10 protein-coding genes are annotated in these 12,958 nt (G+C 66.3%); 9 read left to right on the forward strand and 1 reads right to left on the reverse strand.

Features of this window, described 5'->3' with window-relative positions:
• Positions 1 to 14: 14 nt before the first annotated feature.
• The 4 genes from trpD (at position 15) to NLR35_RS02865 (ending at position 5,214) form a co-directional block, all read left to right on the forward strand.
• Positions 15 to 1,028 (forward strand): anthranilate phosphoribosyltransferase, encoded by a 1,014-nt coding sequence (gene trpD / locus NLR35_RS02850; RefSeq protein ID WP_257165231.1) that lies wholly within the window; start codon positions 15 to 17, stop codon positions 1,026 to 1,028.
• A gap of 15 nt (positions 1,029 to 1,043) precedes the next feature.
• Positions 1,044 to 1,862: an indole-3-glycerol phosphate synthase TrpC gene (gene trpC, locus NLR35_RS02855; protein ID WP_257165032.1), complete on the forward strand. Its 819-nt coding sequence runs from the start codon at positions 1,044 to 1,046 to the stop codon at positions 1,860 to 1,862.
• 6 nt (positions 1,863 to 1,868) lie between these two features.
• Positions 1,869 to 2,351, forward strand: coding sequence for a cyclic pyranopterin monophosphate synthase MoaC (moaC, locus tag NLR35_RS02860; protein WP_257165033.1), 483 nt, complete (start codon positions 1,869 to 1,871; stop codon positions 2,349 to 2,351).
• 151 nt (positions 2,352 to 2,502) lie between these two features.
• Positions 2,503 to 5,214: an EAL domain-containing protein gene (locus NLR35_RS02865; RefSeq protein ID WP_257165034.1), complete on the forward strand. Its 2,712-nt coding sequence runs from the start codon at positions 2,503 to 2,505 to the stop codon at positions 5,212 to 5,214.
• A gap of 273 nt (positions 5,215 to 5,487) precedes the next feature.
• Here NLR35_RS02865 and NLR35_RS02870 read toward each other — a convergent pair whose 3' ends face one another.
• A complete protein-coding gene (locus tag NLR35_RS02870; protein WP_257165035.1) occupies positions 5,488 to 6,822 on the reverse strand; it encodes a S41 family peptidase in 1,335 nt (444 codons plus the stop codon).
• Positions 6,823 to 7,238: 416 nt separating this feature from the next.
• On the opposite strand from NLR35_RS02870, the gene NLR35_RS02875 reads away from it, so the two are divergent.
• The 5 genes from NLR35_RS02875 to lexA all read left to right on the forward strand — a co-directional run bounded on the left by NLR35_RS02875 (position 7,239) and on the right by lexA (position 12,740).
• Positions 7,239 to 8,375: an alpha-hydroxy acid oxidase gene (locus NLR35_RS02875; protein WP_257165036.1), complete on the forward strand. Its 1,137-nt coding sequence runs from the start codon at positions 7,239 to 7,241 to the stop codon at positions 8,373 to 8,375.
• A gap of 45 nt (positions 8,376 to 8,420) precedes the next feature.
• Positions 8,421 to 9,050: an HAD-IA family hydrolase gene (locus tag NLR35_RS02880; protein ID WP_257165037.1), complete on the forward strand. Its 630-nt coding sequence runs from the start codon at positions 8,421 to 8,423 to the stop codon at positions 9,048 to 9,050.
• Between the two features lie 974 nt (positions 9,051 to 10,024).
• Positions 10,025 to 10,408, forward strand: coding sequence for a TfoX/Sxy family protein (locus NLR35_RS02885; RefSeq protein WP_257165232.1), 384 nt, complete (start codon positions 10,025 to 10,027; stop codon positions 10,406 to 10,408).
• Positions 10,409 to 10,628: 220 nt separating this feature from the next.
• The gene (gene glp, locus NLR35_RS02890; RefSeq protein WP_257165038.1) at positions 10,629 to 11,837 is read left to right on the forward strand and encodes a gephyrin-like molybdotransferase Glp; all 1,209 of its coding nucleotides are present in this window, start codon (positions 10,629 to 10,631) and stop codon (positions 11,835 to 11,837) included.
• A gap of 204 nt (positions 11,838 to 12,041) precedes the next feature.
• Complete coding sequence (gene lexA, locus NLR35_RS02895; protein WP_006611089.1) at positions 12,042 to 12,740, forward strand: transcriptional repressor LexA; 699 nt, start codon at positions 12,042 to 12,044, stop codon at positions 12,738 to 12,740.
• Positions 12,741 to 12,958: the final 218 nt, after the last annotated feature.

The following is a 12,958-nucleotide window of genomic DNA, read 5'->3' on the forward strand; positions in this document are numbered from 1 at the left end:
GGGGTAAGCGCGTGCTGGACGATCTCAAGTCGATCATTGGCAAGGTGGCGACAGGCGCGCCGCTGTCCCGCGAGGAGGCTGCGTCCGCCTTCGACAGAATGATGTCGGGCGAGGCCACACCGTCGCAGATGGGCGCGCTGCTGATGGCGCTGCGCGTCCGCGGCGAGACTGTGGAAGAGATCACTGGCGCCGTCAGCGTGATGCGCGCCAAGATGCTGCGTGTCGACGCACCGGCCAGCGCGGTCGATATCGTCGGCACCGGCGGTGACGGCTCCGGCTCGGTCAATGTCTCGACCTGCGCCTCCTTCATCGTGGCCGGCGCCGGCGTCCCGGTCGCCAAGCACGGCAATCGCGCGTTGTCGTCGCGCTCGGGGGCCGCCGACGTGCTCGCTGCGCTCGGCGTCAAGATCGATCTCAAGCCCGATCAGGTCGGACGTTGCGTGCGCGAGGCCGGCATCGGCTTCATGTTCGCGCCCGCTCACCATCCGGCGATGAAGAACGTCGGCCCGACCCGCGTCGAGCTCGCCACCCGCACCATCTTCAACCTGCTCGGGCCGCTGTCGAACCCCGCTGGCGTCAAGCGCCAGATGGTCGGCGTCTTCTCCAGGCAATGGGTCGAGCCACTGGCCCAGGTGCTGAAGAATCTCGGCTCGGAAGCCGCCTGGGTCGTCCACGGCTCCGACGGGCTCGACGAAATCACTCTGACCGGCCCGACCTTCGTCGCCGCATTGGAGAACGGCCACATCCGAACCTTCGAAGTCTCGCCGGAGCAGGCCGGGCTCGGCCTGTGCGGCAGCGACGGCCTCAGAGGTGGCGATGCCGCGGCGAATGCGGTGGCGCTGCAGAGCGTGCTGGATGGCCTGCCGAGCCCCTATCGCGATGTCGCAGTGTTGAATGCGGCCGCGGCGTTGGTCGTTGCAGGCCGCGCCAAGACGCTTCAGGAAGGCGTTGCGATCGGTAAGAACTCGCTCGACAGCGGCGCTGCTGCCGCACGGCTGAAGCAGCTGATCGCCATCTCGAACAGCTGATCCGTGGAGGGCGCCATGTCCGACATCCTGGCCAAGATCGAAGCCTATAAGCGCGAGGAGATCGCGGCCGCCAAGCGGGCGTGCCCGCTGCCGGAGCTCACGGCGCATGCGCGCCAAGCCTCGCCGCCGCGCGGCTTCGTCAACGCCATCCGAGCCAAGCATGCGAGCGGCGACTATGCGCTGATCGCCGAGGTGAAGAAGGCTTCGCCATCGAAGGGCCTGATCCGTGCCGATTTCGATCCGCCCGTCCTCGCCAAGGCCTACGAGGCCGGCGGCGCGGCCTGCCTGTCGGTGCTGACCGATACGCCGTCGTTCCAGGGCCATCTCGACTTCATGGTTGCAGCGCGCGCTGCGACGGCCCTGCCCGTGCTGCGCAAGGACTTCATGTTCGACACCTATCAGGTGGTCGAGGCGCGCGCTCATGGCGCGGACTGCATCCTGATCATCATGGCGGCGCTCGACGACGCCGCTGCCGCGGATATCGAGGCGGCGGCGCTCGACAGCGGCATGGACGTGCTGATCGAGATCCACGACGGCGCCGAGCTCGACCGCGCGCTGAAGCTGCGCTCGCCGATGATCGGCATCAACAACCGCAACCTGCGCACCTTCGAGACCACGCTTGCGACCTCCGAGGCGCTGGCGCCGCTGGTGCCGAAGGACCGCCTGCTGGTCGGCGAGAGCGGCATCTTCACGCCGGCGGATCTGTCGCGTCTCGCGCGCGTCGATATCCAGACTTTCCTGGTCGGCGAAAGCCTCATGCGGCAGGCCGACGTGACCGCAGCGACGCGCGCCCTGCTCGCGCGCGATGCGACCTCCGCCAGTGCGGCCGAGTAATCGGCCATGACCGAGAAGCCGTCCCTGACGCATATCGACGCCCGCGGCGAGGCTCGCATGGTCGACGTGTCGGACAAGGCCGCAACGGAGCGGACGGCGACCGCCGAGGGCCGCGTCCTGATGAGCCCGGCGACGCTGGAACTGATCGTCTCCGGCAATGCCAAGAAGGGCGACGTTCTGGGCACGGCGCGTATCGCCGGCATCATGGCCGCGAAGCGGACGTCGGATCTCATTCCGCTGTGCCATCCGCTGGCGCTGTCCAAGGTCACGGTCGACATCACCCCTGATGCCGCCCTGCCCGGCTGCATCGTCAGCGCGACGGTCAAGGTCACGGGACCGACAGGCGTCGAGATGGAGGCGCTCACCGCCGTCTCCGTCGCCTGCCTGACCATCTACGACATGATCAAGGCCGCCGAGCGCGGCGTGCGGATCGAAGGCATCCATCTGACCGAGAAGATCGGCGGCAAGTCCGGGCATTATCGCGCCTGAAGGTATTTTCGAGCTAAATACAACTTCAAATTAATCGTTCGCTAACTCAACTTCCTAACCTCACTTCCATCGCCGACACGTAGCAATGGTTGTGGGAGGGACGTCGCAACGGCCATCCCGAAAGCGCCTATCGCAAGCGTATTCAGGACCGATGACGACCAACACCAGCCCCCGGAATGCCCCCAAAGGTTCGACCGACCGCAGTGGCCCGATCGGGTGGCTGGTCGGCGGAGGCCTCGTGCTGATTGCGGCGATCGCGATCGGCGCGACCATCATGGCCGACAGTTTCAGGCAGCGCGCGCTCGACAGCGCGACCCGCGAGCTGGAGAACACGGTGCTGCTGCTGGCGCGCCATTTCGACCAGCAGATGGAGGACCTCGGCGCCATCCAGCGCGATCTCGCCAACTACGTCCGGCAGAGCCGCATCGACAGCAGCGCTCGCTTCAAGGAGCAGATGGGAAGCGCCGCGATCAATGCGATGCTCAAGGCCAAGCTGAGCGCGACGTCCTATCTCGGCGGCCTGAACATCTTCGACTCCGACGGGAACCTGATCAACTCCGCCGCTTCCTGGCCGGTGCCGCCGGTCAGCATCGCCGACCGTTCCTTTTTCAAGCGATTGAAGTCCGATCCGACTGCGCCCCAATTGCTGATCGAACCGGTCGTCGGCCGGGTCAGCGGCACCTATGTCGCGGTCTTCGCCCTGAAGGTGGCCAGTCCGAGCGGCGAGTTCCTCGGCGTCATCAGCCGCAGTCTCGAGCCCATCAACATCGAACGTTTCTTCGCCTCCGTTGCGCTCGGCCCGGAGGCTGCGATCTCCATGATGCATCGCGACGGGACTTTGCTGGCCCGCCATCCTCACCACGAGGGCATGCTGAGCCAGAACTACCGCGCCGCGCCGATCTTCCGTCAGATCCTGGCCGGCGACGGCAACACCACCGGCATTTTCAGCAGCCCCGTCGATGGCGAGCAGCGGGTCGGCGCGTCGCACCGGCTCACGAGCTACCCGCTGATCGTCACAGCGACGACAACCGTCGCGGCGGCGCTGACCGATTGGCGCGAGCAGATGCGCTTCCTGATCGCCGTGGGCGTGACCTCCGTGCTGCTCATCGCTGGCATGCTGACCGTCGTCGTGCGCCGGCTGATCAGCGATCACGAGGCGTCCAGCCGGCGCCTGACCCTGGAGAAGGAACGGCTCGACAAGGCCGTCAACAACATGACCCAGGGCCTGCTGCTGTTCGACGCATCCGAGCATCTCGTCATCAGCAACCAGCGCTACATCGACATGTACGGCCTCTCCGCAGACGTCGTGAAGCCCGGTTGCACGTTCCGGGATCTGATCGCTCACCGCAAGGCCAGCGGATCGCTCACGGGCGACGATGGCGAATACGCCAATGCCGTGCTGCGTGACATCGGCCGCAAGAAGTCGCAGATCATCGAGACGCCCGACGGCCGCTCGATCCAGATCGTCAACGAGCCGATCGTGGGCGGCGGCTGGCTCGCCACCCACGAAGACATCACCGAGCGCAGGCGAGCGGAGCAGCGGATCACGCATCTGGCGCATTATGATGCGCTGACCGAGCTGCCGAACCGCACCCTGTTCCACGAGCGCCTGAAGAAAGAAATGGCTGCTGTCGCCGAGGGACGGCAGATGGCGCTGCATTACATCGACATCGACGAGTTCAAGGGCGTCAACGACTCGCTCGGCCATCTGATCGGTGATGAGCTCTTGAAGTCCGTTGCAACCAGCCTTCAGACGTGCGTCGGCAGCGCCGGCTTCGTCGCGCGGCTGGGCGGCGACGAGTTCGCGGTCGTGCAGACCACGATCAAGAGTCGCGAGGACGTCAGCTGCCTGATCGAGGACATGCTTGCCGCGATCCGCGCTCCCCGCGATTGCCTGGGCCACCAGCTGACCGCCGATGCTTCGATCGGCGTCGCGCTGATTCCCCAGCACGGCACCAATCTCGACCAGATCATGAAGAATGCCGACCTCGCGATGTACGCCGCGAAGGCCGCGGGACGCCGCACCTGGCGCTTCTTCGAGCCGGAGATGGACGCCCAGGTCAAGGCCCGCCATCAGCTCGAGGTCGATCTGCGCCAGGCGATCGCGGACGATCAGCTCGAGGTCTACTACCAGCCCTGTCTCAGCCTTCAGGACGACCGCATCGTGGGCTGCGAGGCCCTGGTGCGCTGGAAGCATCCGACGCGCGGCAACGTCTCGCCGGCGGAATTCATTCCGATCGCCGAGGAGACCGGCCTCATCAACCAGCTCGGCGAGCGCGTCCTCCACGTCGCCTGCGCCGAGGCTGCGAGCTGGCCGGACGAGATCCGGCTGGCGGTCAACGTCTCGCCGGTGCAGTTCAAGAGCGGCACGCTGGCGCTCAAGGTCGCCAATGCGCTCGCGGCGTCCGGCCTGTCGCCGCGGCGACTGGAGCTCGAGATCACCGAGGCCGTGCTGATCCGCGACGATGACGCGCTGGATACCCTGCACGAGCTGCGCGCGCTCGGCGTGCGCATCGCGCTCGATGATTTCGGCACCGGCTATTCCAGCCTCAGCTATCTGCAGCGGATTCCGTTCGACAAGATCAAGATCGACCGCTGCTTCGTGAAGGACATCTCGGAGTCCGAGGGATCCGCGAGCATCGTGCAGGCGGTGGTCAACATCGCCGCGATCCGCAAGATGTCGACGACCGCCGAGGGCGTCGAGACGGAGGCGCAGCGCCAGGTGCTGAAGCGGCTCGGCTGCTCGGAGATGCAGGGTTATCTGTTCAGCCCTCCGAAGCCCGCCGCCGAGGTGCGAAGCCTGTTCGCCAGCCATCGCGCCGGCGGCTCGTCGAAGCGGCGCGCCCGCTCCGATGCCGCCTGAGGGAAATGCCGCCTGAGGGACGATCGATAAATACCGCTACAATTTAGCGGCTTTCCATCAGCCGATTTCAAACCCTGTCGTTCGATCGGACCGTTCGCCCGCTTGAACGCGCGTCTCCCCGCATGATCTACCGAAACAGTCGGACATACTCCGTGTCCGCCTGTACACTCTGGTCGAAAACCACGACGGGACGGCCGCAAGGCCGCCCCGTCGGGTGTGAGAGCGAAAGCGGGGCGCGAGACCGGCACGTCCCCTGCCCCTGGCGAACAACAATCAGTTCGGCACCGCCGCCTTGGCGCGGACATCGGCATTGACGGTGACGCCGCGCAGCACGTTGAAGGCTGCGTGCAAGGCCTTGTCGTCCTTCTCGTCCGGCGGAACGTAGGACTGCGAGCCGGTCTGCTCGGTGCCGTCGGCCGCCGAGAGATGGCCGCGCATCGAGGCTTCGCCCTTGATGTCGGTGCGGTCCTTCAGATCGTCAGGAACATCCTGCTTCACCTCGATATCCGGCGCGATGCCCTGCGCCTGGATCGAGCGGCCCGACGGCGTGTAGTAGCGCGCCGTGGTCAGCGCCAGCGCACCATTGCCGGCGCCGAGCGGAATGATCGTCTGCACCGAGCCCTTGCCGAACGAGCGCGTGCCGATCAGCGTCGCGCGCTTGTGGTCATGCAGTGCGCCCGCCACGATCTCCGACGCCGAGGCCGAGCCGCCATTGATCAGCACCACGAGCGGCTTGCCCTTGGTGAGATCGCCGCCGCGCGCCGTGAAGCGCTGCGTCTCCTCGGGATTGCGGCCGCGCGTGGACACCACCTCGCCCCGCGGCAGGAACGTGCTGGAGACCGACACCGCCTGATCGAGCAGGCCGCCCGGATTGTTGCGCAGGTCGACCACGTAGCCGGCGAGCTTCTCCTGCGGGATCTCCTTGGAAATGGTGGCGATCGCCTTGCGCAGGCTCTCGGTGGTCTGCTCGTTGAACGAGGTGACGCGGATGTAGCCGATGTCGCCGCCCTCGGTGTGATAGCGCACCGGGCGCACGCGGATGATCTCGCGATTCAGGGTCACATCCATCGGAGCGTCCTTGCCCTTGCGGATGATCGTCAGCTTGGTCTTGGTATTGACCCCGCCCTTCATCTTGGCGACCGCCTGTTCGAGCGTCAGGCCCTGCACCGCGTCGCCGTCGATCTTGGCGATGAGATCGCCGGACAGGATGCCGGCCTTCGAGGCCGGGGTATCGTCGATCGGCGCGACCACCTTGACGAGGCCGTCCTCCATGGTGACCTCGATGCCGAGGCCGCCGAACTCACCGGAGGTCGTCTCCTGCATGTCACGCCAGGACTTGTCGTTCATGTAGCGCGAGTGCGGATCGAGCGAGGACACCATGCCGTTGATCGCGCCTTCGATCAGCGCGGGATCGTTGGGCTTCTCGACATAGTCGGCGCGAACACGCTCGAACACCGCACCGAACAGATTGAGCTGCGTATAGGTGTCGGCCATGCCGGCCGCTGCCTTGGCCCTGGCGATGAGTTGCGCGCCCTCCGGCCCCGAAACCATCAGGGTCAGACAGACGCCCGTCATCGTGCCCGCCAAGAACAGCCAGTTTTTCCGCATTGTTTTGCTTCCCGAGCTTGGTTTGATGGCCGTCCGATCACACGTGTTCGAACGCGTCAGCGGCGTGATTGGACCACGAACTCACACCACATTTCCGGTTTCTTCAAGGCCGAAGCTCCGCCGCAACGGCCTGGCCGGTCCGCCCAGCCTACCACGGCGCGCCATGAGCCCGCAGCGGAAATGGCCGTTGGCGAGCTGAATTCAAGATCATCGCCGCCTGATTGCATGATCCGGGCTTTCACGGTCACCTGCCGATCACAACTCCATGAACGACGTCGGCCCATCGAATCGATGCGCGCCGCGCATGGATGCCGCCGCGCGGCCGCGCAGCGCCGCAGTTCGGAATGGCTTGCACAGGGGCGGTCCGATGGGCGATGTTGGATAACAAATGATAATATCGATGCTGGGAGGCAAGCATGACTCAACAGACCCCGATCGAGCCCGGGTGGCGGAACGTCGAGCTCGGCGCCAGCGACGAGAAGTTCCAGAACCTGCACGAGTTCATCCGCAAGGCGCGCGCCCAGCTCAACCAGAACGCCTGGGACTACATCATCGGCGGCGCCGAGACCGAGACGACGCTGCGGCGGAACCGGATGGCGCTCGACGAGATCGCGTTTCGTCCGCGCGTGCTGCGGGATGTCTCCCGGGTCGACGCCTCGGTCGAGAGCTTCGGGCGCAGGCTGCGCCTGCCCGTGGTGCTGGCCCCGGTCGGCGCGCTCGAGATCTTCGATCCGGCGGGAGCCGCCAGCGTGGCACGCGGCGCCGGCCGGTTCGGGGCGGCGCACATGCTGAGTTCGGTTTCGGAACCGGGTTTGGAAAAGACGGCGGAGGCCGCACCCGACGCCTTGCGCATCTTCCAGCTTTACGTGCGCGGTGACGACGCCTTCGTCGAGGACTATGTCAGCCGTGCCGTCGCGAACAGCTACACCGCGTTCTGCCTCACCGTCGACACCGCCCATTACAGCCGGCGCGAGCGCGACATCGCCAAACGTTACGTGCGCGAAAGCCGGCTGCGTGCCACCGGCGGCGACCATCAGAAGGCGCTGAGCTGGCACACGGTGAAGCTGATCAAGGACAAGTTCAAGCTGCCGCTGATCATCAAGGGCATCGCGACCGCTGAGGACGCGGAGATCGCCGTCGATCACGGCGTCGACTGGATCTACGTCTCCAATCATGGCGGCCGCCAGCTCGATCATGGCCGGGGCGCCATGCATGTGCTGCCCGAGATCGTCGGCGCCGTGAGGGGCCGCGCCAAGATCATGGTCGACGGCAGCATCTCGCGCGGCACCGACATCGTCAAGGCGATCGCCTCCGGCGCCGACCTCGTCGGCATCGGCCGGCTGCAATGCTGGGCGCTCGCCGCGGCCGGCGAGGACGGCATCCTGCGCATGCTGGAGCTGCTCGAGGACGAGGTGATCCGCGCGCTCGGCCTGCTCGGCGTCACCTCGTTCGGCGAGCTCAACGGCTCCTATCTGCATCCGGCAACCGCGACCAACCTGCCGAGCGTGGTCAGCGCGTTTCCGCTGGTCGACATCGAGCCCTATCGCTATTGAGGGAGCACTCGTTCGGCTCCCCTCTCGGCAAAGACGCGCATCGCCATGCTTCCCTCCGATCTCCGCCCCGGCGCGGCCGACGCGCTGCTGTTCGATCTCGGCCGCGTCGTCATCGACATCGATTTCGGCCAGGTCGTCTCGCGCTGGGCGGAGCATGCGGGGTGCGCACCGCAGGATCTCGCGTCGCGTTTCGTGCGCGACACGATCTACGAAGGCCATGAGCGCGGCACCGTCTCCGACGCCGCGTTCTTTGCCCATCTGCGCAGCCAGCTCAACATCGACATCAGCGATGCGCAGTTTCTCGACGGCTGGAACGCGATCTTCGTCGGTCCGATGCCCGGCATCGCCCCCCTGCTCGCGCGCGCTGCTTCGAGGCTGCCGCTCTATGCGTTCTCCAACACCAACCAGCCTCACATCGATCACTTCTCGCCTGTTTATACCGATCTGCTCGATCACTTCCGCGAGATCTTCCTGTCGTCGTCGATCGGCCTGCGCAAGCCGGATGCCGCGGCCTACGATCACGTGGTGAAGGCGATCGGCGTGCCCGCGGAGCGGATCGTGTTCTTCGACGACCTCGCGGAAAACATCGACGGTGCGCGGGCCAGCGGGCTGAAGGCGGTGCTTGTGCGCTCGACAGACGACATCGCGGCGACGTTGGCGGCACTGGGATTCTGATTGCGGCTCGCCGGGACACATGACCGCTGACGAATTGCTATCCTTGTCAGATCTGCCCGTCGCGTCGCCCAAAACACCGCTGTCGTCCCTGCGAACGCAGGGACCCATAACCACTGACGCCGGTGGGACGATGACTGGCAGTTGCGCCTCATCGAAAGATTCCGCGGTATGGGTCCCTGCGTTCGCAGGGACGACAGCGGAGGGCGGGGCCGCGGCGGAGTTGATCATAATGCGCGTGGACTGATACCGAGGGTGCGTGCTCCCGACCGGTTCAATCATGCAAATTCGTTCTCGCGGCACGACATGCCCGAGTGATCCTGTTCTCATCACCCTCCTCCAGACGGAGGGCGCAGGGAATGCCGGGCTGCAGGCCGCAACCCATGGCCCGCCTGCAGAAAAAAAGCAGGCGGCAGTCACCACAGGTCCAGCCGACATCCGGCATTCCCTGCGCGATGGTCTTCACGCTTATTTCGCGCTCTCCCCGGTGCCCGGCTTGTTGGCCACCGTCGCCGTCGGGATCATCATGACCCGCCGGCTTGGCATCGGCGTCGGGATGCCAGGACCACGCGACTTCACGTCCGCGCCATGCCGTTCGTCCGCGTGCCAAGCACGCTGCGACACGTCGCGGCCACCGCATCCCGCGCTCCACGTCTCGTGACGATCGCGAAGCGCCCCTCCTGTCGAGCACGGGACCAAATCAGCATAGCAGATAAATTCTGAAAAGGCGAACAAAAAAAATCCACCGTCGGATTGGCCTGCTCGCGTGGCCGCTGGCTGGCTGTGCAGGCGCCGACGGCCCAAGCTTTTGCGTCGAGCTCCCCAACGACCGCCGTCTCGCCCTGGTCGCGGCCGGGCTCGCCTGCGGCCTGCCCCTGCTCTCGCTCAACGTCCCGCCAGCCTCGCCGACGTGCTGAAATTGGACTAGGCTCATGACGGCGAGCGTCGCTGCTCGCATTCCGACTTCAGGCCTTCCCATGGTCGCCACGCCCGACTACGTCGAATTTCTCCGCGAGCAGTTCGCACCACTCGGAGCCATCAGGACGCGCCGGATGTTCGGCAAGACCGGACTCTTCATCGATGGCGCGATGCTGGGCATGGTCGCCGACAATACGTTGTATTTCCGAGTCGACGACGGCAATCGGTCCTCGTTCGCCGAAGCGCAGACCGCGCCGCCGCTGAGCTACACGAAGCAAGGCGTCTCGATCGATCTCGCCTTCTGGCGCGCGCCGGATCGACTGTTCGACGATCCGGAGGACTTCGCCAGCTGGGCCCGCCTGGCACTGGCCGCCGCCCGCAGGGTGATGGCGAAGCGGGACGGAACTCGCGGCCCTGTGCGATCGAGGACACGGAATGTCTGACGTCACTCACCGGATCATCTCGAGCGGCGCGACTTTCCTCACATCCGGGAGCGGAGCCGTATGCTGGCCACGACCATGCCGAATACGTCGGGCGTCACGCCAGCGGATATCGAACGGCCTTACCCAACACAGTGCGGGGCTTAGACCCTTGGCCTCGCTGTGCGCGTTCGGTTAGAAGGCGATTCAGTCGATCTGCCTGTCTCCGCTCGAAGGAACTCCCATGGCCCTGATGCCGGTCTCCGATGCGTTGTCCGCGGTGCTCGCCGGCGCCGAGCCGCTGGCCGCGGAGCTGGTCGGCCTGGACGAGGCGTTTCACCGGATTCTGGCGCACGACCTCGCGGCGCTGCGGACGCAGCCGCCGGAGGCGATGTCGGCGATGGACGGCTACGCGCTGCGTGCGGCCGATGCGGCCGCGAGCGGGGCGCGGCTCAAGGTGATCGGCGAGGTCGCGGCGGGACGGCCGTTCGATCGCGTCGTGGGCGCCGGCGAGGCGGCGCGCATCTTCACCGGCGGTGTCGTGCCCGAGGGGGCCGACGCGGTGGTGATCCAGGAGGACACCAGCGCCGAATCCGGCCACGTCGTCATCAACGAGCCCGCGATCAAGGGCCGGCACATCCGCCCCGCCGGGGTCGACTTCCACCAGGGCATGGTGCTGCTCAAGGCCGGCCGCCGGCTCAGCGACCGCGACCTGTCGCTCGCCGCCAGCATGAATCATCCGGCGCTGCCGGTGCGGCTCCGGCCGAAGGTGGCGCTGCTCGCCACCGGCGACGAGCTGGTGATGCCCGGATCGACGCCCGGCCCCGGCCAGATCGTGTATTCGAACGGCTACGGCCTGCGTGCGCTGATGCGCAACGAAGGCGCGACGCCGATCGATCTCGGCATCGCCGCCGACACGCTGGAGGCGACGGTCGCCGGCATTCGCCGGGCGCGTGAGGCGGAGGCCGATATCCTGGTCACCACCGGCGGCGCTTCGGTCGGCGACCACGACCTGGTCAAGCAGGCGCTCGAAGCCGAGGGCGTCGAGATGGCGTTCTGGAAGATCGCGATGCGGCCGGGCAAGCCGATGATGCACGGGCGGCTCGGCGCGATGCGCGTGATCGGCCTGCCCGGCAATCCGGTGTCGTCCTATGTCTGCGCAATGCTGTTCCTGGTGCCGTTGATTCGCTCCCTCCTCGGCCGCGAGGCGCAGCTGCCGCGCGAAACCGCCCTGCTCGGCCGCGATCTCGGCGCCAATGATTCGCGCGAGGACTATCTGCGCGCGCAGCTCGAGGAGCGCGCCGACGGCACGCTGGTCGCGACGCCCGTGACGCAGCAGGATTCCTCGCTGCTCGGCAATCTCGCGCTCTCGCAGGCGCTGGTCATCCGTCCCGCCTTTGCGCCGAAGGCGCCCGGGGGCAGCCCCTGCGAGATCCTGCGGCTGCCGAACTGAGCCGCTCCCCCCGGCAAAGCCCGGTCCGTTCATCATATTTTTAGGATTGCGGAACACACATCGAACATATAGTGTCCGTTCATGATTTGTTTTTAGTATGTTGCGGAACGACGCGAAGACGTTCGTCCGGCTCGCCGAGAGATTGAGGAGCTCCGATTGAGGAGCTTGCGAGTCGGACGACATCAAACCGGGGACCAGGTCGAGATGCTGACGCGCAAACAGTACGAACTTCTGCGGTTCATCAACGAACGGCTCAAGGAAGCCGGCGTACCGCCGTCCTTCGACGAGATGAAGGACGCGCTCGACCTGCGCTCGAAGTCCGGCATTCACCGCCTGATCACGGCCTTGGAGGAGCGCGGCTTCATCCGCCGGCTGCCGAATCGCGCCCGCGCCATCGAGGTGATCAAGCTACCCGAGCTGTCGCAGGCCGCCGGCAACCGCCGCGGCTTCACGCCGTCGGTGATCGAAGGCAATCTCGGCAAGGTCCGCACCTCGACACCGGCGCTCGACGATGGCGAGCGCCCCGTGGCGGTGCCGGTGATGGGCCGCATCGCGGCGGGTACGCCGATCGAGGCGCTGCAGACGCGCAGCCACACGATCAGCGTGCCGGCGGACATGCTCGGCAATGGCGATCACTACGCGCTCGAAGTCCGCGGCGATTCGATGGTCGATGCCGGCATCCTCGACGGCGACATGGCGCTGATCCAGCGCAACGAGACCGCCGACACCGGCGACATCGTGGTGGCGCTGATCGACGACGAGGAGGCCACCTTGAAGCGCTTCCGCCGCCGCGGCGCCTCGATCGCGCTGGAGCCGGCCAATACCGCCTATGAGGTCCGCATCCTGCCGCCCAACCGGGTGAAGATCCAGGGCAAGCTGGTCGGGCTGTATCGCAAGTACTGATCAGGTACGCGCCGCAGTCGCGGTGATGCACCGCGATCGGCATCGCGAGATGCGCTCCTCCGAGATGCACAATCGATCGGCTGCGCGCGAACGAGCTTCGCGCGCAGCTCAAAAACAAGTCACGCGCGAGCGCACCCTATGATGTGCAGCGCGGCATGCTCAAACGCTTGTGATCATCAGCGGCTGCACGCGATGAAGATCAGCGCAGAATTGCCGCG

It is taken from the genome of Bradyrhizobium sp. SRS-191, assembly GCF_024586915.1.
Taxonomy (GTDB): domain Bacteria; phylum Pseudomonadota; class Alphaproteobacteria; order Rhizobiales; family Xanthobacteraceae; genus Bradyrhizobium.